General features: G+C 34.3%; 32 protein-coding genes. 28 read left to right on the top strand and 4 right to left on the bottom strand.

Features of this window, described 5'->3' with window-relative positions:
- Nucleotides 1–54 precede the first annotated feature (54 nt).
- The 22 genes from ACWA1B_RS16570 to ACWA1B_RS16465 all read left to right on the top strand — a co-directional run bounded on the left by ACWA1B_RS16570 (nucleotide 55) and on the right by ACWA1B_RS16465 (nucleotide 12939).
- Complete coding sequence (locus ACWA1B_RS16570) at nucleotides 55–357, top strand: hypothetical protein (RefSeq protein WP_456908760.1); 303 nt, start codon at nucleotides 55–57, stop codon at nucleotides 355–357.
- On the top strand, nucleotides 345–524 hold the full coding sequence (locus tag ACWA1B_RS16565; protein ID WP_456908759.1) for a hypothetical protein: 180 nt from the start codon (nucleotides 345–347) through the stop codon (nucleotides 522–524). The genes ACWA1B_RS16570 and ACWA1B_RS16565 overlap by 13 nt, the downstream gene beginning before the upstream one ends.
- A gap of 2 nt (nucleotides 525–526) precedes the next feature.
- Nucleotides 527–913 (top strand): hypothetical protein, encoded by a 387-nt coding sequence (locus tag ACWA1B_RS16560; protein WP_456908757.1) that lies wholly within the window; start codon nucleotides 527–529, stop codon nucleotides 911–913.
- Nucleotides 914–1040: 127 nt separating this feature from the next.
- A complete protein-coding gene (locus tag ACWA1B_RS16555) occupies nucleotides 1041–1433 on the top strand; it encodes a hypothetical protein (protein WP_456908755.1) in 393 nt (130 codons plus the stop codon).
- A 7-nt stretch (nucleotides 1434–1440) separates the two neighbouring features.
- Nucleotides 1441–1653, top strand: a complete 213-nt coding sequence (locus ACWA1B_RS16550) for a hypothetical protein (protein WP_456908753.1) — start codon at nucleotides 1441–1443, stop codon at nucleotides 1651–1653.
- 57 nt (nucleotides 1654–1710) lie between these two features.
- Nucleotides 1711–2736, top strand: a complete 1026-nt coding sequence (locus ACWA1B_RS16545) for a hypothetical protein (RefSeq protein WP_456908751.1) — start codon at nucleotides 1711–1713, stop codon at nucleotides 2734–2736.
- 6 nt (nucleotides 2737–2742) lie between these two features.
- A complete protein-coding gene (locus tag ACWA1B_RS16540; RefSeq protein ID WP_456908749.1) occupies nucleotides 2743–3174 on the top strand; it encodes a hypothetical protein in 432 nt (143 codons plus the stop codon).
- Nucleotides 3158–3868 (top strand): YqaJ viral recombinase family protein, encoded by a 711-nt coding sequence (locus ACWA1B_RS16535; RefSeq protein ID WP_456908747.1) that lies wholly within the window; start codon nucleotides 3158–3160, stop codon nucleotides 3866–3868. The genes ACWA1B_RS16540 and ACWA1B_RS16535 overlap by 17 nt, the downstream gene beginning before the upstream one ends.
- Nucleotides 3868–4353, top strand: a complete 486-nt coding sequence (locus ACWA1B_RS16530; protein ID WP_456908745.1) for a hypothetical protein — start codon at nucleotides 3868–3870, stop codon at nucleotides 4351–4353. Before ACWA1B_RS16535 ends, ACWA1B_RS16530 begins: the two co-directional genes overlap by 1 nt.
- Nucleotides 4353–4649 (top strand): HNH endonuclease signature motif containing protein, encoded by a 297-nt coding sequence (locus ACWA1B_RS16525; RefSeq protein ID WP_456908743.1) that lies wholly within the window; start codon nucleotides 4353–4355, stop codon nucleotides 4647–4649. The genes ACWA1B_RS16530 and ACWA1B_RS16525 overlap by 1 nt, the downstream gene beginning before the upstream one ends.
- 11 nt (nucleotides 4650–4660) lie before the next feature.
- Nucleotides 4661–5230: a hypothetical protein gene (locus ACWA1B_RS16520; RefSeq protein ID WP_456908741.1), complete on the top strand. Its 570-nt coding sequence runs from the start codon at nucleotides 4661–4663 to the stop codon at nucleotides 5228–5230.
- A complete protein-coding gene (locus ACWA1B_RS16515) occupies nucleotides 5230–5541 on the top strand; it encodes a hypothetical protein (RefSeq protein WP_456908739.1) in 312 nt (103 codons plus the stop codon). The genes ACWA1B_RS16520 and ACWA1B_RS16515 overlap by 1 nt, the downstream gene beginning before the upstream one ends.
- Nucleotides 5542–6438, top strand: coding sequence for a hypothetical protein (locus tag ACWA1B_RS16510; RefSeq protein ID WP_456908737.1), 897 nt, complete (start codon nucleotides 5542–5544; stop codon nucleotides 6436–6438).
- Nucleotides 6353–7093, top strand: a complete 741-nt coding sequence (locus ACWA1B_RS16505; protein ID WP_456908735.1) for a hypothetical protein — start codon at nucleotides 6353–6355, stop codon at nucleotides 7091–7093. The genes ACWA1B_RS16510 and ACWA1B_RS16505 overlap by 86 nt, the downstream gene beginning before the upstream one ends.
- Nucleotides 7083–7289 carry a hypothetical protein gene (locus tag ACWA1B_RS16500; protein WP_456908733.1) on the top strand — a complete coding sequence of 69 codons (207 nt, stop codon included), beginning with the start codon at nucleotides 7083–7085 and terminating at the stop codon, nucleotides 7287–7289. The genes ACWA1B_RS16505 and ACWA1B_RS16500 overlap by 11 nt, the downstream gene beginning before the upstream one ends.
- Entirely contained in the window at nucleotides 7286–7492 is a 207-nt protein-coding gene (locus ACWA1B_RS16495; RefSeq protein WP_456908731.1) for a hypothetical protein, read from the top strand. The genes ACWA1B_RS16500 and ACWA1B_RS16495 overlap by 4 nt, the downstream gene beginning before the upstream one ends.
- Complete coding sequence (locus ACWA1B_RS16490; RefSeq protein WP_456908729.1) at nucleotides 7489–10023, top strand: DNA methyltransferase; 2535 nt, start codon at nucleotides 7489–7491, stop codon at nucleotides 10021–10023. Before ACWA1B_RS16495 ends, ACWA1B_RS16490 begins: the two co-directional genes overlap by 4 nt.
- Nucleotides 10020–11294, top strand: coding sequence for a DNA cytosine methyltransferase (locus ACWA1B_RS16485; RefSeq protein WP_456908727.1), 1275 nt, complete (start codon nucleotides 10020–10022; stop codon nucleotides 11292–11294). Before ACWA1B_RS16490 ends, ACWA1B_RS16485 begins: the two co-directional genes overlap by 4 nt.
- A gap of 150 nt (nucleotides 11295–11444) precedes the next feature.
- Entirely contained in the window at nucleotides 11445–11741 is a 297-nt protein-coding gene (locus tag ACWA1B_RS16480) for a DNA cytosine methyltransferase (protein ID WP_456908725.1), read from the top strand.
- Nucleotides 11742–11909: 168 nt separating this feature from the next.
- Nucleotides 11910–12479 (top strand): hypothetical protein, encoded by a 570-nt coding sequence (locus ACWA1B_RS16475; RefSeq protein WP_456908723.1) that lies wholly within the window; start codon nucleotides 11910–11912, stop codon nucleotides 12477–12479.
- Nucleotides 12476–12781, top strand: coding sequence for a hypothetical protein (locus tag ACWA1B_RS16470; RefSeq protein ID WP_456908721.1), 306 nt, complete (start codon nucleotides 12476–12478; stop codon nucleotides 12779–12781). The genes ACWA1B_RS16475 and ACWA1B_RS16470 overlap by 4 nt, the downstream gene beginning before the upstream one ends.
- A 2-nt stretch (nucleotides 12782–12783) precedes the next feature.
- Nucleotides 12784–12939, top strand: coding sequence for a hypothetical protein (locus ACWA1B_RS16465; protein WP_456908719.1), 156 nt, complete (start codon nucleotides 12784–12786; stop codon nucleotides 12937–12939).
- Nucleotides 12940–13021: 82 nt separating this feature from the next.
- Here ACWA1B_RS16465 and ACWA1B_RS16460 read toward each other — a convergent pair whose 3' ends face one another.
- The 4 genes from ACWA1B_RS16460 to ACWA1B_RS16445 form a co-directional block, all read right to left on the bottom strand.
- Nucleotides 13022–13351 carry a hypothetical protein gene (locus ACWA1B_RS16460; protein ID WP_456908717.1) on the bottom strand — a complete coding sequence of 110 codons (330 nt, stop codon included), beginning with the start codon at nucleotides 13349–13351 and terminating at the stop codon, nucleotides 13022–13024.
- Nucleotides 13352–13419: 68 nt separating this feature from the next.
- The gene (locus ACWA1B_RS16455) at nucleotides 13420–13617 is read right to left on the bottom strand and encodes a hypothetical protein (protein WP_456908715.1); all 198 of its coding nucleotides are present in this window, start codon (nucleotides 13615–13617) and stop codon (nucleotides 13420–13422) included.
- Between the two features lie 82 nt (nucleotides 13618–13699).
- Nucleotides 13700–13915 carry a hypothetical protein gene (locus ACWA1B_RS16450; protein ID WP_456908714.1) on the bottom strand — a complete coding sequence of 72 codons (216 nt, stop codon included), beginning with the start codon at nucleotides 13913–13915 and terminating at the stop codon, nucleotides 13700–13702.
- A gap of 46 nt (nucleotides 13916–13961) precedes the next feature.
- Nucleotides 13962–14273 carry a hypothetical protein gene (locus ACWA1B_RS16445; RefSeq protein ID WP_456908712.1) on the bottom strand — a complete coding sequence of 104 codons (312 nt, stop codon included), beginning with the start codon at nucleotides 14271–14273 and terminating at the stop codon, nucleotides 13962–13964.
- Nucleotides 14274–14449: 176 nt separating this feature from the next.
- Between ACWA1B_RS16445 and ACWA1B_RS16440 the strand changes: the two genes are divergently transcribed.
- The 6 genes from ACWA1B_RS16440 to ACWA1B_RS16415 all read left to right on the top strand — a co-directional run bounded on the left by ACWA1B_RS16440 (nucleotide 14450) and on the right by ACWA1B_RS16415 (nucleotide 18352).
- Nucleotides 14450–14677 (top strand): Acb2/Tad1 domain-containing protein, encoded by a 228-nt coding sequence (locus ACWA1B_RS16440; protein ID WP_456908710.1) that lies wholly within the window; start codon nucleotides 14450–14452, stop codon nucleotides 14675–14677.
- A 199-nt stretch (nucleotides 14678–14876) separates the two neighbouring features.
- Nucleotides 14877–15428, top strand: a complete 552-nt coding sequence (locus ACWA1B_RS16435) for a terminase (RefSeq protein WP_456908708.1) — start codon at nucleotides 14877–14879, stop codon at nucleotides 15426–15428.
- Complete coding sequence (locus tag ACWA1B_RS16430; RefSeq protein WP_456908706.1) at nucleotides 15418–16848, top strand: phage terminase large subunit family protein; 1431 nt, start codon at nucleotides 15418–15420, stop codon at nucleotides 16846–16848. Before ACWA1B_RS16435 ends, ACWA1B_RS16430 begins: the two co-directional genes overlap by 11 nt.
- A complete protein-coding gene (locus ACWA1B_RS16425) occupies nucleotides 16824–17441 on the top strand; it encodes a hypothetical protein (protein ID WP_456908704.1) in 618 nt (205 codons plus the stop codon). The genes ACWA1B_RS16430 and ACWA1B_RS16425 overlap by 25 nt, the downstream gene beginning before the upstream one ends.
- A complete protein-coding gene (locus ACWA1B_RS16420) occupies nucleotides 17410–17862 on the top strand; it encodes a hypothetical protein (RefSeq protein ID WP_456908702.1) in 453 nt (150 codons plus the stop codon). The genes ACWA1B_RS16425 and ACWA1B_RS16420 overlap by 32 nt, the downstream gene beginning before the upstream one ends.
- A complete protein-coding gene (locus ACWA1B_RS16415; protein WP_456908700.1) occupies nucleotides 17855–18352 on the top strand; it encodes a hypothetical protein in 498 nt (165 codons plus the stop codon). Before ACWA1B_RS16420 ends, ACWA1B_RS16415 begins: the two co-directional genes overlap by 8 nt.
- Nucleotides 18353–18448 lie beyond the last annotated feature (96 nt).

Here is an 18448-nt window from a genome sequence, read left to right as displayed (position 1 = left end):
ACGGTTTTAGATCAAATTTTATTAACGCCTTGCAGGGCATAAATAACTAAGAGAATGCCAAAGTTAGAAGAAATTACAGAGAAAGCACGAACAATAAGAAAAAAAATTTCTGCTTTCCAAAAACTGAGAAGTATCTGTGTGAGATTTTCAGTTCACTACTACAGAGAAGGTAATACTTCAATGAATGATCTTATGAAATTGAGATTAGCAAAAGCAGATGCTCAACTTATGGAACTCTATACTGCGATTATTCCAGTTGAAAAAGAAAGACAAGATCTTCTTTCGAAAGAACCACAGGTTACTACGCATAAAGTTGTTAAGCTAAACATCAAACACTACGAATCATGGATGCATTAAGCAAAAAGGAAAAAAAGGTTTTAGGCCAAGCTTTAAGATTACTATTTGATAAAAGCGATGATTATAAAACCAGTAGCATAGTCTCAGATTTAGCTCAAAAATTCGAAACCAGTAACGCAGATGAAATTAAAAACGATCTGCTTTTTCTAACCGATAATCCTTATTAATCATGTCAACAACTATAGAAGCTCAAATATATACTGCACTTGAAACCAGTAAAAAAATGGCAGAAGATAAACCAGACTTACTGTTTTTATCCTTCGACAGACGTGGAGAAAACTTTGTTTGCAATTGCTTCAAAGTTTTCAATGAAGATAAAGTTCCATTTTTCACTTTGATAGTTTCATCCAAAGGAAAGCTGGCGGAATTGGTATCAGGATTTCTTTTAAGTGAGAAAACAAGATTCAGATTTGAAACAACCGCTAATGAAGATTTTATAAATATCGAATCAAACATCCGGAAAGTGTTTTTCAATGACTGGCTTTGTAACAAAACACATAACGTTCACCAAAGTGATTTTCTTCAGGTAGAAAAAGCACTTGAAAAAATCAAATAATCATGGATTTAGATACAGAAAGATCAAACAGGATGTTCAACCTATTTATAATAGGAATCATCATCGCTTTTACTACTGGTTGTGCTATTGGATCAGTTACAACATGGTTAATCTCAAAATTATAATCATGGCAGACTTAGCGAATATAAAAGAGCATTTAAAATATTGCGGAAACAGTTGTGCGCACTTAGCGAAATACAAAATTACATTGGAAGCAAAAGTTTTGACGCCGAAAAGCGAAAAACCAAAAACAGCTTATCGATGTGAAGATCATAAAAACAAAGGAACAAACGGAAAGAAGATTACAAATCAAGTTCCGTTCGACCAATCTGAAAAACTATTGAAAGTGAATGAGTTTTTACAGTCGTTAGTGGGAAGAAATATTCACAGCAGATTCCATACCGCAAGGCATTTGAGAGTTAAATACTTGAAAGAAAACGGAGGTGTAATGTGTTTTCAGGAGCATTCTAAAAAATGGAAGTACGTGTATTACAATCAAATTGATTCAATTCTAAACTAGATCTGTTATGGCACTACAAGTAAACCAAAAATATAAAACACCAGCCGGATTGCTTTTAAAAGTTAAAACAGTTCGAGAATCAGGATTACACTCTTTGGAGTTGATCGATAAAGAAGGAAATGTAATTCCATATAAAAGGAACTCATTCGGGCATGTAATTCAAAGATCAGATCGATTCTGTTCAACTGAAACAATAGAAAGTTTTAAAAAAGTAAAATAGTAAAATCAAATTTTAATAACAATGGAGATAATCACATTAGAATCAGTAAAGGCTTCAATGCTTCCAGAATTGCAGGGATGGAAGGAAAAACAAGAAGCAGTTGTAAAGGAAAATCCTTTTATAATCATCACGGACAACAAAACTTACGAAGAGGCTAAGAAAAGAAGAACCACTTATGTAACTGCTAGAACTACGGTTGAAAAACAAGATACGTTGATCGCTTCTAAACTTAAAATCGTACGTGATGAAGTGAAAATAGAAACGAAAAAGTTAGTTGACATCACTCTTCCACATGAAGAAAAGCAACAAAACGAAGTTAAGCGATATGAGGCTATCAAAGAAGCTGAACGTGTAGCAAAAGAAAAAGCAGATAAGGAGCGTAAAGATGCAATTCAAAATAATATCGAAATCATTTATCAAACTGTAAAATCAAGAATAGATAATTTGACTTTTGAAACAATTGAAGCCTTAGAAACTGATCTTGAGGAACGTTTTTATAAAGCAGATACAACAGTTTTTGAAGAGTTTGATTTACAGTTTGCTTCAAAAGTTCAACTTGTAAAACAACAGTTAAAAGAGAAAATATCAATTCTAACTGAAAGGGAAAATCAAAGAGTTGCTGCGGAAAAATTAGCTAAAGAAAAAGATGCTTTTGAAGCTGAGAAAAAAGCTAAAGCAGAAGCTGACAAAAAAGAGCAAGAGGCTAGAGATAAAAAACAAAAAGCAATCGATCTGGCCAACGCTAAAAAGCAAAAAGAACTTGATGCAAAACAAAAAGCAATCGATGAAGCTGAGGCAAAACGTAAAGCAGAAGTTGAAGCTGAGAAAAAAGCTAAAGATGAAAAATTAGCCAAAGAAAAAGCTGAAAAAGAAGCTAAAGAAAAGGCAGAAGCTGAAAGTAAAAGGATTGAAGAGTTGAAGCCTGATCGTGAAAAAGCAATGGCATACATCGAAAGTTTAAAATTTACTTCTGATTTTCCAAACATCCAGAATCCGGAAATATTAAAAGCTCTTGGACAAATCAGAGATGGATTAAACAACACTATTATCGCATTCAATAATCAAATTTTAACTATTAAATAATAAATCATGAACACAGAACAAACAGAAGAGAAGCCGAATTTATATCCTAAAAACGGAGAAGTAACTTTTATCATGCCATCGACAAATGCGATCGGATTATTGAAGAAAGCTGGAGTAAATAGAAAATTGACAGTTTCATATATGGAAAAGTCGGAATGGATTGCAAAAAAAGGAGAACCAGTTGAATGTTTCTTTTTAGGATTCAAAGAAGCTGCTGATGCAAAAGGCGGTACGTATTTCATGGCAAAGTTACATGATGGTGAAAAAGCTTTTTTAGCAGCTCAAACGGTACTTATTCAGGCTTTGATGAATACCAAAATAGGTCAAGGTGTTAGTATCACATGCACAGGTAGTAGCAAAACAACTGGAGGAAATGACATTCCGTTGTTTGATGTTGATGAAAAGGATATAAACATTTTCGATGCTAACGAAGAGTAATCTTTTAGGAATTGATTTAGAAGAATTAAGAGCGGAACATGAATCCGCTCTTAATAAAATGAATCAAAAAAGCAAAGAGGAGCTTTGGCTGGAAAAAAGAAAAGTAAGGTTCACAGTATCTGAATATGTGAGGTTGATGGGATATGAAGATAGTGATGTGTTTCCTGAGGGCGCAATAACCTATGTAACTGAGAAAGTTCTTGAAGTAATTACAACTGGAGAAAAAAAACAGTTAAATACAGGATCAGTAAATCATGGAAAAGAAACAGAAGTTGAAGCTGTTATTGAGTTCATGAAAAAGTACAATCTTATAGTTTACAATTATGGAGATGAGCAAGAATTCATAGAACTTGGAGAGGATGCTGGAGCTACACCTGATGGATTAATTGGAACAGATAAAGGAATTGAAACTAAATGCCCTGATAGCAAGACTCATCTTTATTATTTAGAAAATCTAACAACTGAAAACTTCAAAAAGATATGTACAAAATATTATTGGCAAATTCAAGGGTCAATGTATATAACAGGACGTAAAAGCTGGTATTTCGTATCGTATGACCCTCGTTTTAAAAATGAAAGTAAACGTCTCTTTGTCCTTGAAATTGTAAGAAATGATGTTGACATAGCTAAGTTAGAAAAACGACTTACCGAAGCTATTAGAAGAAAACGAGAAAGACTTAAAGCATTTGAATAATGGCAACTCCCAGAAAAATAGCAGTTAATACCGAGGTTGAAAATGGAAAGTTCGTTGCAAATAGAAACTTAATAGTTGATGCAATTGGAGTTTATGAAGGTAAAAAAGTAACTGTAACCATCGAACGACATTACCAAAAAAGAAGTAACAAGCAAAACCGCTATTACTGGGGAGTTATCGTTGAGCATTGGAAAAACATACTACGTGAAGAGTGGGGCGATATTTACCTGGATTCTGAAGTTCATGAGTTCCTGAAATCTAATTTAAGCTTTGAAGAGGTTTATGATGAAACATCCGGAGAAGTAGCAATCAATCCGATCACACACGAAACCATTAGAAAACCAAAATCAACTACTAAGAACACAACATTTGGACAAGAAGAATATCACGAAGCATGTCGCCAATTAGCATGGGAAATGTTTCAATATCAGATCCCATTACCAAATGAAGATTTAGAACAACCAATAGATGTAGAGTTTAAATAATGGCAAATTTATACAGCACCTCAACAGGCGAAAATTTCACAACAGCTCAGATTGAAGCAAAAATGAGAGTTGCAAAAGCAAAAGCATTGGAAAATCAATTCGACGAACACAGATACAATTTCTGTGAACAATGTGGACGGAATGGATCAGGTACCAGATTGGATTGTTCACATGATATATCAGTCAAAAAAGCAAAAGAAAACGGAAAATCGGAACAATGCTGGAACGTGGGAAACATCACAATTCTTTGTCGAGAATGCCATCAAAAAAAGGACGGACTTAATACGCAATTTTAAAAACAATTATAATGGAAGTAGTAAAAAATTATCTACCAGCTGTGATCGAGTTTACAGCTAAAACGAGTGAAGTTCCTGAAAGCTTAGGAATATTCGAAACTCCAGAAGATGTTCAAAAGTTCATGAGTGAGAACTTCATCGCAATGCCAAAGCAAATCGACACTGATCGCTTACTGGATGAATACGAGAAAGATCACATCCGAAATGATTACATGGTTGAACTAGAAGAAAACCTTCCTGTGTATCAAAATCAACTTATTGAAGCAGCCAGAGAAACGGAAAGAGCAAAGGAAGCTGAAAAACGAGCAAAGGAAACTGTAAGCGCATCTTTTAACAAAGTTGAACTTCTGTCCAAAGAAGTTAAAAAAGGTGTCACAGAAATGAATCTGGATCCTGCAACAACTTACGAAGTTGCTTTCAATGGGAATTACTATTACTACACCTGGCTAAATGGAGAACTGAAGCTTGCGAAGATTAAAAAAATCCCAGATCACGATCTATCAGATTTGTTTAATTCAAGTGAGAGAAACAAAACATTCTTTGAATCCTTAAAGAGCACTAAGAAAGTTGCTAAAAAGTAATGTCAAGACTGCAGCATAAAAAAGGTAGACCAACCAATTACAGAAAGTCATTAAAATCAAATCCTTATTGGGATGAGGTGAAAGGAAAAGTAAGGCTGAGAGATAATTTTAAATGCGTTGAATGTCATTCAATGATCAGATTAGAAACTCATCACATTACTTACTATGTAGACGGAAAATCAATCGTAGGAATCGAATTAGATCATCTGTGTTGGTTGGTTACACTTTGCGAAGATTGCCATCAAAAGGTTCATAACAACCTAAATCATCGGTTCAATCCGAAAAATAAGAACAAAGTAAATATTCATTAAATGGCTTTAACAAATCAACCTTATTTACCTCTATATGTTGATGATTGGATGAACAATTCAAAGTTAAAAATGTGTTCACCATCTGCTCATGGAGTAATGATTTCGATCATGTGCATTTTGCATAAAGAAGTTACATATGGTAAAATTTTGCTTAAGCAAAAATTTAAGCAAAGTGATAAGCAAGTTCGAAATTTTGCTTTACAGATTGCTAAACTATCTGCTTTTGATTTGCTTGAAATTGAAAATCCACTTGGTGAATTAATATCAGAAGGTGTCTTAATAATTCAAGATGATTTTCTGATTTGTAAACGAATGGTAAGAGATGCGGAAATTTCAGAAAAACGTGCAAACGCTGGAAAAACTGGCGGTACTTCAAATAAGAAGAAAAATTTTGCTTATGCAAATGACGAAGCAAAACTAGAAGCAAAAGAAGAAACAAAACCTAAAGCAAATACAAAACCAAAACCTAAAGCAAACTCTGTAATTGAAATTGGAGTTGTATATGAAGTTGAAAATGAAAATAGAAATGAAGTTGAAAATGGAAAATCAAAAAAAGCAAAAACAGAAATTCAAAAATCAGAAGTTGTTTTTCCTTTTGAAACTGAGAAGTTCAAAGCTCACTGGCAATTATGGAAAGCTTACAAATCCAAGGAACATAATTTCAAATACAAATCAATCCAAAGTGAGCAAGCATCGTTAGTTGAGCTTTCAAATTTAGCCAATGGACTTGAAGAAACTGCAATCTTGATTATTAATCAATCATTAGCAAAAGGATGGAAAGGATTTTTTGAGTTAAAAAATAATTATCAACATGGACAAACAAATTCAAACGCAGGATTCAAAACAGTTAGCCAAGATTTTGCCAGATCAATTGCTGAAGGTTTACAATCCAAGTAACTGCCTGAAACATTCAGGACAACTAAGAACTATTCAAGATGTTTTTAAGACAGATACTCCATCATTATCTAAAATCGGAAAAGATAACGGACCGGAATTTCAGTCCAACTTTATAAAACTCTGGATTTTGTTTTTAAATGAAACTTTAGATTTAAGACGGCCACTTTCAGAAAGTCAGATTGAAATGATAGCACAAATGATTATCTCAGATTATTCAAGTTTAAAAATAGTTGATATCACTTTCATTTTTAAAAATGCAATATCTGGAAAGTACGGAGAGCTTTATGAAAGTTTGACAATTCCAAAAGTATTGAGTTGGTTTTCGGATTATTTCGATGAGAGATGCAGCATTGCTGAAATGATTACCACTCAAGAACATGTTTCATTTACAAATCCATCAACTATAAAATGGGATAGCAAAGTAACTGAGATTCTTTTCAAGGATATAGCTGAAGTGGTAAACGAAAAAACATTACTACCAGAATTACCAGAAACATTGAGAAGTCAGAAAGCCTATTTAGAAAAACTCAATGAATCGGTTAAAACATTATCAGTCGAAGAACTTAAAGAGATTATCTCAAAATGGGAAAAGTATCCATCAAAAAAAGTTTATCAGGATGTTTTAGAAACCGAATTGAAAAGCCGTGAAAAATAAAATACTTGAAATAGTTGAATCAAAACATCAGTCGAGCAATGGCAGTTGTGGAACTTCTTTCGCTGATGTTTTAATTCAATTACAAGTATCAGATGCAGAGTTTCAAAAGGTGATAACCGAGATGTACAATGATGATGAGATTGATATCCGAGAAGGTATAAATGGATTTATGGTGATGAAAAAATGTAAGAGATGAATGATCCTGTAACAATAGTAAAAGCAACTTCAAAAGAAAACACCTATTTCATTTTTCGGAACAATGGAGAAGAGGTCACGATCACACTAAATGATATTGGCACCATTAAATCCAGCCACAAACTAACTAATGTCGAAATCGAATTTTTAAGAGAAGAGTATGCTTTCTTCTTTAAACCACAATTAAACGCAAAGGAACAATGATAAATATTCAAAAGTCAGTTAAGAACTATAAAGAGTTTTTAGAAAACAAAATTGTTGTTGCTGAAAGTTACGGAACCATCATTGACAAAAGTAAAATAAATCCAATCGCATTACCACACCAAAAAGATATTATTCATTGGTCAATTGCTGGAGGTCGTAGAGCTATTTTCGCCAGCTTCGGATTAGGAAAAACTTTAATGCAATTAGAGATTGCCAGGTTGATCATCGAATTAACTGGCAAACCTTTTTTAATCTGTATGCCTTTAGGAGTAGTTGGAGAATTTAGAGATGACAATAATCTTTTAAATACCGGATTTGATATAAAATACATTACTGATACTGATGAGGTAAATGATTTGAATCTGGCTATTTACGTTACAAACTACGAAAGAGTTCGAAAAGGTGATATCAATCCGGAATGCTTTGGCGGTGTTTCTTTTGACGAAGCAAGTATATTAAGAAACCTTAAAACTGAAACTACAAATTATGTTTTAAAACATTTCGGAGCAGTTAATTATCGATTCGTTGCAACGGCTACACCAACGCCAAATGATTTCATTGAGATATTAAACTATGCTGATTATCTGGGAGTGATCGATCGAGGTCACGCATTGACAAGATTCTTTCAAAGAGATTCAACGAAAGCTGGACATCTTACTCTTTATGAAAATAAAAAAGAGGAGTTCTGGAAATGGGTTTCATCTTGGGCGGTGTTCATCAATAAACCTTCAGATCTCGGATATGATGATACTGGTTACAACTTGCCAAAATTAAACTTCAATGAAGTTGAGATTGAGAATATTCCGGAAGGAGTAATCACCAACAAAGAAGGTAAGATTGTAATGTTCAAAGACCTCACTAAAAGTTTGCCTGATACATCCAGAGAGAAAAACGAATCTATTAATCTTCGAGTTGAGAAAGCATATCAAATAGTTAAAGAAACCGCACCCTATAGCAACTGGATATTATGGCACCACATCGACAAAGAACGAGATGCAATTGAAAAGAAGTTCAAAGGAGAAGAGTTCATCGATTTGCGAACTGTTACAGGCAGCCAAAAGAATACTGAGAAGGAAAAGCTGCTCATTGACTTTAAACATTCAATGTATCAGATTCTGAGTACCAAACCAAAGATCGCAGGATCCGGATGCAACTTTCAAAAGGAATGTAACAACATGATTTTTGTTGGTATCGATTACAAGTTTAATGACTTCATCCAAGCTATACACAGGCTGTACCGATTCAAACAAGATAAAGAAGTAAATGTCTGGGCCATATTCACTAACAATGAAAGAGAGGTTTTAAAAACTCTAAAAGATAAATGGAGAAAGCACATCGAGCTTCAAACAGAAATGATAAACATAGTTCGTGAATACGGACTTAACATCGACAAAATAACAGCTGATATGAAAAGACAGATATTCAAAAATAAAAGAAGTTCGACCATTGGAAATGCAACTGTGTTCAATGATGATACTATTCACGTTCACGAAGAGATGGCCGATAATTCAACTGATATGATTCTGACTTCAATTCCTTTTGGTGATCATTATGAGTACTCAGACAACTATAATGATTTCGGACATAACAACGGGAATGATGAGTTCTTTAAACAAATGGATTATTTAACTCCTCATCTTTTAAGAACCTTAAAGCCAGGTAAGATTGCAGCGATCCATGTTAAAGACAGGATCCGTTATTCATACCAAAATGGAACTTCATTTACAACAATAGATGATTTCTCCGGAAAGACGGTTGCACACTTTGTTAAACACGGTTTTTACTTAGTTGGAAAGATAACTGTAACAACAGATGTAGTTCGTGAAAATAATCAAACATATCGCTTAGGATGGTCAGAGCAATGTAAAGATGCTACAAAAATGGGAGTTGGACTTCCAGAGTATGTTTTGCTTTTCAGAAAGCGACCAAGTGAAATGAACAACGCTTATGCAGATGAACCATGTGTTAAAACTAAAGAAGAATATTCTGTTGACAATTGGCAGCTTGATGCTCATGCTTATTGGAAATCATCCGGTAATAGATTTATGAGCTTTCAGGAACTTTCAACAGCTGAGATGAAAACTGTTTTCAATAAGTGGAGAGAGTTCGATAAAACCAACATTTACAATTTTCAGGAGCATTTGAAAATATGTAACGATCTGGACAAAGCAGGGAAGTTAAGCCGATTGTTTATGACAATTCCGCCAACATCACCAACTGATATGGTTTGGACAGATGTAAATCGAATGCTGACACTTAACGCAAATCAAGCGAACCGAAAAAAGGAAAAGCACATTTGCCCACTTCAGTTAGATATCATCGAAAGGCTGATTAATAGATTCACAATGAAAGGAGATACAATCGATGATCCGTTTGGAGGTTTGTTCTCGACGGCTTACAAAGCTCTGGAGATGGAACGAAAAGCAATTTCGGCTGAGCTTAATCCAAACTATTATGATGACGGTCTTTTCTACCTAAAATCAATTGAGTACAAAATCAGTGTTCCAACTTTATTTGATATAGCTATATGATTAATTCACAACTAAAAAGAGAAACTAAAGCATTTATTAGACATGTAAAAAAACAGGCCGATTCAAACAGTCAATTGGTTTTTTGGATTGATTTGTTTTGTGGAGCTGGTGGAACTTCAACCGGAATTCATTTCACGGATATTCCAAATATGTTTGTTGCTGCATGTGTTAACCATGATAAGAATGCAATATTAAGCCATGCTCAAAATCATCCAGATACTTTACACTTCACAGAAGACATCCGAGATTTTGAAGTAGTTAAAAAGCTTAAGCATTTAGTTGATGCACTTAGAATTGCTTTTCCGGATTGTAAAATAAATATCTGGGCATCTTTGGAATGTACAAACTTTTCAAAAGCTAAAGGTGGTCAAGCACGAGATGCTGATAGCAGAACATTAGCCGAGCACATGTTTATGTATCTAACTCAATTAGATCCTGATTACTTCTGGGTTGAAAATGTTAGAGAGTTTATGAGTTGGGGGCCACTTGATGAAAAAGGAAAACCAGTTTCAAGAACAGCAGGAAAAGACTATTTACATTGGATAGATAAAGTATGCTCATACGGATATGCTTTTGATTATAAGATATTAAATTCTGCAAATTATGGAGCTTACCAAAGCCGTGAAAGATTGTTTATTCAATTTCCTAAACTCATTAATTATAAGCGTGCAAACGGTGTTGAGGTTCCAAGTTGTTTGCCTATCGCATGGCCGGAACAAACTCACACGAAAGATAAAGTTGAAAGTACATTGTTTCCAATGGATAAATGGAAAGCAGTTCGTGAAGTTTTAGATCTGGAAGATGAAGGTGTAAGTATTTTTCAAAGAAAGAAAGAGCTTTCGGAAAACACTCTTAAAAGAATTTACGCTGGACTTTTAAAGTTTGTAGCAAATGGAGATGAGGTTTTCACCAAGCGGTACAATGGAGGTAAAATACATCCTGAACAAAAAGTTAATTCAATTGAAAAACCTATGGGAACTATTTGTACAAATGGAACTCATGCTTTGGTTAAATCTGTTTTCCTTAAAAAGTATTTCTCAGGCAGGCCAGAAGGAAAGGTGATAGGTGTAGATGGTCCAGCAGGAACAATTACAACTGTAGGTAGTCAAGCGGTCGTTACAGCTTCTCATCTGAATACTTATTATGGTAACGGTGGAGTTCATTCAATTGATTTACCATGTCCAACGATCACAACGAAGGATCGGGTTTGCAAGATTGATGTCAACTTTATAGATCAGCAATATGGGAATTCGCTCCCTTCAGATATCTAAAAGCCAATTGGAACTTTAACTCAGAATCCAAAGTTCAATTTAGTTAAAGCGAAGCAATACATATTCAATCCTGCTTGGGGCGGAAATAATGGAAGCATTGACAATCCATGTTGTACGGTTGTAGCTCGACAAGATAAAGCTCCTCTCTATTTGGTTTCAACTGAGCTTGGCGAGATTACAATTCCAGTTTATGAAAGTGATTCTGAAACTATGATCCTTATTAAAAAGTTTATGGTTTCTCATGGAGTAGTTGATATTAAAATGAGAATGCTGAACATTCCAGAATTAAAACAGATTCAAGGATTTCCGAAAGATTATAAACTCATAGGTACCCAGACTGAGCAAAAGAAGTTCATCGGGAATGCAGTTGAGGTAAACCAAGCAAAAGCATTAGTAAAAAACAACTACAGATCATTGCAGCAACACTCAATGAGGATAGCAGTATAACACTCCTTACGTAATATGAAAATCTTTGCTGGTCGGCAAGGTTGCTAGTTATAATGGTTGTTTCTAAAGAGGGTATGTAAGGAGGAAATTTTGTGTTAACCCCTGCTAAATTATAATAAGACTGACAACGGGAAAGACTGTATTTTTTTAACTCTAAAGTAAATAAAAATGAAAATGAAAATAGGAACTAAATCAGTATTGTTTGGAGCGCATTGTTTTTTCTTGCATCCATTTTTTGTAGCAGTAGCATGGACTAAATTATATGGATTTCCTTTTGATCCAAGGCTTTGGATTGCATTCTTTGTTCACGATCTTGGTTATGTAGGTAAACCTAATATGGACGGAGAAGAAGGAGAAACACATGTAGAACTGGGAGCAAAGATAATGAGCGTATTTGGTAAAAAATGGGCTGAGTTATCAATGTATCATTCTCGGTACTATGCTAAAAAACATGGCGCAAATCCTTCGAAACTTTGCTTTGCAGATAAACTTTCGTTTAGCTACACACCAGCATGGCTGTACTTGCCGATGGTAAATGCCACCGGAGAGATAAAAGAATATTTGCAGAATGCTAAAAAATCAGAAAACGATCATTGGAAGCCAGTTGAAGATCAAAAGATTTGGCACAAACAACTTTCGGAATATATGATAAAATGGGTTGATGAACATAAAGACGGCCGTGTTGATACCTGGACAAATTCAAATAGACACGCTATTAATAAAATCATAGATATATGAAAACAGAGAAACCAAAATTATACTTTCAAAGTGTTGATGATACGTTTTGCAGTCCGCTTGAAAGTCATTTACAGGATGCAAAGAATGAAGGTTTAGAAAAAGTTACATTGATTGAAGCAGTTCCGGATAGTGATAATCCTGATTTTATTTGGTGTATGCAACAAGGCGAATGTGTCGAACGACATATGTGTAAAAAAGCACAATGTGAAGATTATGAATCAAAATCAGGTAGAGGTGTTTGCAGCAATCGAGGTAACTTGTATCAGCATGGAGACGAAGTTTCTTTTAATATAAATAATTAACTATGTGGTCAAACGAAGAATTAGAACAACGCAAGCGAGATGATGCTGAAGCTTGGGAAAGAAGAGAATCATTCGAACAAAACGGAGGAGCTACTAAAAAAAGAAGGAAAGGACATCCGACAAATTTAACTCCAAAAAAGAAAAAACGTAAAAAATAGAATCTTAGTAAAACCAAGCCTTGAGTTAACTTTGCCCACAGGGTGGAGACAAAAAAGCCACTTGTTAGGAGTGGCTTATTATTTAATCATTTTTCTTATTTACTATGTAGCGTTCATAATAACTTTTCTCTTCTTCTTTTGGTTCGGTCTGCAATCCCATTACATTTATATAATATTTTCTCAAGGCATCTTCATCTAATTTTATTTCTTGACGCCTAATTTCTACTTCTAAACCTATTTTCCTTAGCCATTGAGCAATTCCAAAATAAAGATCAGGTTCTGCCTGCATTGACATGTACCACTCATTGTTATCAAATAATTGCTTGATTGCTTGATATCCTTTACTGTTTTCATTCCATCCAGCTGTTTTATTAATGTGATCTTTTACAGCTTCCTTTTCTTTTCCAGTCATAACTTCATTTTTAGGAATACAAAGTTATATTTCATTATTGATTAGTCAATTAATGCGGGTGTCCTAAATTATAACAAGTTTTCAGCCCTTGATTTAATAAATGAGATTAGATCCTGATAATTCTTTTCGCTGAATTTGTGGCCAGAATTTTTTCCGGTCTTTCTACTTCTGAATGTATCATAAGCAATTCCCATCGCTTCAGCTGCTTTAACTCCAGACATCCCGAATTCATCAAGAACTTTAATTATCTTGTCTTTAGTTTCCATATATTTGCAATGAATTTAATTTTTTAATTAAGTTTCCTTTCGACAAAGGTAAAAAACCTCTCGCATTGAGAGGTTTTTTTGTTTACTTAGAATGGTAATCCCGAAGGATAATAAAATTGTAATCGATGAAATACTTTGCATTCTTTGCTTTAGCATTCTTTTTGGCTTTTCTTTTAAATGTGAAGCAGCCGATCCACTCATTATCTTTATCTGAAACTCTCCAATAAGGATAATCCAGAATTTCAGCTTTAAACCAGATCACAATCTTTTTATCTATATTCTTTAATATCTTAAGCATAATTTGTTTTGTTTTAAAAGGAGGCTTTTATACCCCTCCCTGTTGATTAATTTAATGCTCTGAATTGAGAGTTTGAAAAACTGTAGTGTCTTATTTTTCCCTGATCATTTTCAACATAAAAATAATGACCATTGATTCTTTTAACTGGATATTCTTTCCCAATAGTTAAATTACCTTTACTATTTCCGTGTACTTCTACACATTCTACAGCATCACCGACATTTAAGTGTTCTTTATTTTTGTACTGTTGTTTTGGCTTTTCCTGAACTTCTTTAATTTCTAAAGCCTCCAATCTGATTTGAATGTGATAAGCTTCAACAATACCCAAAGCTTTCAAATAAACTTCTTTTGTAATCATTTTTTTAAATTTAATTGTTAATAATAAATGTTTCATTTCGACCCAGTAAAGATACGACACAATAATGTGTCGTGAAATAAATTTAACATTTATTTTTATTTAACATAAGTAATATATTATATGACTAAAAAGATTATATTTGTTATCTCAATAATTTTAACTAAAAATCATTCAGTATGCCAGAAGCTCAAGAATTATCCAAAGGAGAAAAAATCGTTAGAACGGAATTCAATCCGGACAATGTGGGAAATGTGAATTTCTTTAAAAGTGAAATTGCCAAGTTGATTAATGTTGTTGAAGAAATTAAGGACTACGATCCAAGACTTGCAGCAATCACAATTACAACTTTAGAAGAAGCGAGTATGTGGGCCGTAAAGTTAGCGACCGCAAAACCGAAAGCATAAAGACAAAGCTTAAGCGCTAAGAAGGGCGAAGCCAAAAAGAAATACATTTCACTAGGAAGGAAACACCCAAAGGCGATACTTGTCAAATAGAATCAATATATAAAAAGCTACTCACATCGAGTGGCTTTTTTTGTTTTCAGTTGGTAATATTATATATTACCAAAAATTGTATATTTGTTGAGATAAAAATAAGTTTCAAATGCCAGCACCAAAAGGAAATAAATACGCAGAAGGTAACGAAGGCGGTCGTCCAGCTCTTTATAAAACAGAGTATAACGAACAAGCCTACAAGCTTTGTTTATTGGGTGCAACGGATAAAGATCTAGCTGATTTCTTCGAAGTAACCGAAACGACAATCAACAATTGGAAGAAAGATAACGATGTGTTTTTTGAGTCCATAAGAAATGGAAAGAAAATAGCCGACATGGAGGTTGCTAATTCTCTGTATAAAACAACACAAGATAGAACAGTAATTGAACAACAGGCCATCAAGTGTAAAGAGGTTTCATACAACAGAGCCGGAAAGCGAGTTGAAAAGGAAACGGTTAAAATAGTTGAAGTTGAAAAAACCATTCCAGCTGATTTCAGAAGTCAATCATTCTGGTTGAAAAATAGAAAGTCGGATACATGGAGAGATAAAACAGAAGTTGAGAACTCAAACAAAATATCTTTTGATACTGCCAATTTAACGGAGGAGGAGAAAGAACAGCTCTTTGAAATATCATTAAAGCTAAAGCCAGGTGATAAGTAATGAAACGATATTATCAGTACAACGGGAACGAGTTACAAAGTCATTCTATGATTTTGTTCGTTTGTTCTGGGATGTGATCATAAAGGAAAAGCCTGTTTATAACTGGCATATTAAATACCTATGTGATGAACTGCAGTATTTAGCACCGTTTATAATTGAGCGAAAAGCGAAGCCATATGATGTGATTATAAACATTCCACCTGGAACATCGAAAAGTACAATTTGCACAATCATGTTTCCGGTTTGGTTATGGACCCAAGATCCAACAGTTAGAATTATCACCAACTCATACTCAAGTGATCTGTCAACAGAACATTCAGTTAAGTCAAGAGATATAATTCTGAGTGATAAATTCAAAACATTGTTTCCGGATGTTAGGTTGAGAGCTGATAAAGCAACAAAGCAGAATTATGATAATACATCTGGAGGTGCCAGATACACAACATCAACAGGCGGAACGATCACAGGAAAGCACGCTCACATTATTATCAATGATGATCCTTTGAATCCATCTCAAGCATTAAGTGAAGCTGACAGGAAAAGTGCAAATGAGCATACTAAGACATTATCATCTCGTAAGGTTGATAAGGAGAATACACCAACAATAACTGTAATGCAAAGGTTGCATCAAGAAGATGTTACTGGTTACATTCTGGTTAAGAAAGGTGAATCTGTAAAACATATTTGTTTGCCAGCTGAGTTATCTGACCGAGTTAAACCATCTGAGTTAAAAGATAGATATGTGAATGGTTTATTAGATCCTGTTCGTATGCCATTTCATGTTTTGAATGAGGCTAAAACAGATCTTGGAAGTTATGGATATTCAAATCAATACGGACAAGAAGAATCTCCTCCAGAAGGTGGAGTTTTAAAAGTGGCTTGGTTTGATATTATAGATTGGAAAATCGAGTACAACAATATTGTTTGGAATACGGCTGTCGATTCTGCGTATTCAGAAGATCTTAAAAATGATGAAAGTGGATATATGCAGTTTGGTACCATTAACAATGAAATGTACATACGACATGCAGCCGGAATATTTAAAGAGTTTCCGGAACTGGTCAAACATACCATTGCATTTTCTGCTTTACATGGCTATTCAAGTAAATCAATGATTTATGTAGAACCAAAGGCAAGTGGTAAGTCATTAGTGCAGCAGATCAAACGAGATACCAAAATCAATATCAAAGAAGATGCTGCTCCGATCAAAGATAAAGTTGCCAGAGCTACTGACATTTCACCAATATGTGAAAGCAAAAGAGTAAAGTTAATTAGAGGAAGTTGGAATGATGCTTTTTTAGATCAGGTTAAAACGTTCCCAAATAAAAAGCAAAAAGGAATGATCGACTGTTTATATATAGCAGTTTCGAATTCACTTAAAAAACCAAAAGGAACATGGGGTTCAAGCAAGTTAGCATAGATGATGTATTTAAAAGTAGATTGATGCTTTCGCAATTTTCCGGATTATCTGGAGATGTTAGAGAGTTCATAAATTATACAGTTCTGGGAAGTCTAAAGCAAAACAATGAATTGCGAGTTAACGGACTATTCAAATATAAAACCATCAAGCCAAAGGTAGATAGCCTCTGGTTTTTGACATGGTCTGATATCATAGAACTACGAATGGCCATTGTTGATGAGAATATGCTTGAGGTCTTTAAGATCGTTTTTGGCATCACGGAAAAAGATTTCGTACGGCTGGAGATGTTTAACGCCTTTGCAGTTTATCAATGGGTTTGTCATCAAGTATCAGATATGATCAGGATCGAATTTCAAGAACTGGAAAACGAGCTTTCAGATGAAGAGAAGAATGCCGGAGCTGAAGAACTTCAAGAGTTCGGATATAGTTTGACATTGGATGTTTTGACTAAAGGAGATCTGCTAAAAAGTGATGATTGGTTAAAGCTGGCTTATGCTAAGATCTTTCGAAAGTTGTGCATAGATAAGAAACGATACGATATCAATAAAACATTACAAGAAAATGCTAGTAGAAAGTCTAAAACAAATAGTTAGTCAGTTCAACACTGCAACAGCTCCCAATCCAAAATGGACTTTTAAGTACGGGAAGGATTATTGGCAGAACAGAGGTGATTATCCACCAGATGAGTTGTTGCCTTTTGTAGATCGTCAAAAGTATTTATTCCTTCTTTGGAAAGATCGAGGTTTTGCAATCAATAAACATGGAGCTATATCCGGAACTCGATATGATGGTGAAATGGTTTTACTGGTTAGGTCAAAGTTTAGTGATCCAACTTATGATTATAAGTATGAAACTCACATCAAGAATCTGGAAGCAGAATCCGAAAGAGTGTATAATGCTTTCTCCGATTGTGATGGATGGACCATAACAGCGTGGAAAGAAACTGAAGTTGAGAATGAGTATGATACTAACATGGATGGTTTGAAGATAAAATTCACAATCGAATATGAGTGATAGAGCTTTTGATACAAGTGGAAACGTAGCTATTTACAATAAGTATTTAGAAACACTTCGTTTGAAGCTCATTGCAAAGTATGATGAGCTAGGACTTCGAGCATCTGGTGATTATGAAAAGGAATTGGAGCCAGAAGCTACACCAACAAAAATGATCATGTGGGGCGCTTTTCATTCGGAGTTTATGGAAAATGGAAGGAGATCCGGAAAGTTTCCTCCGATCAATGTAATTGAAGAGTGGATTGAAGTAAAGAAGAACCTACCTCCAATATTCAGAGAAAAGAAAAAACAGTTTGCTTTTTTAATAGCTCGAAAGATTGCAAATGAAGGTATCCAGGTACCGAATGAATTTAACAAAGAAAAAGTAGTTAGTGCGGTTGTAGATGATTTCTTAGCCAATGACATAGAAGAAATGATCTCTGAACTTGGCGAAGTATATATGAGCCGAATTGAAGTTGATGTATTAGAGATTTTTAAACAAGTAGCATAATGAGAGCATTCAGAAGAAATATAATAAAAGTGATCTTGGTAAAGTATGTAGCTCTATACATCGCATTCTTTATCATTTATTCAATTCTTAATACCA

This window comes from Flavobacterium xizangense (assembly GCF_054075145.1).
The sequence above is the reverse complement of the archived record's forward strand: the minus strand, read 5'-3'. Positions and strand labels throughout refer to the sequence as shown.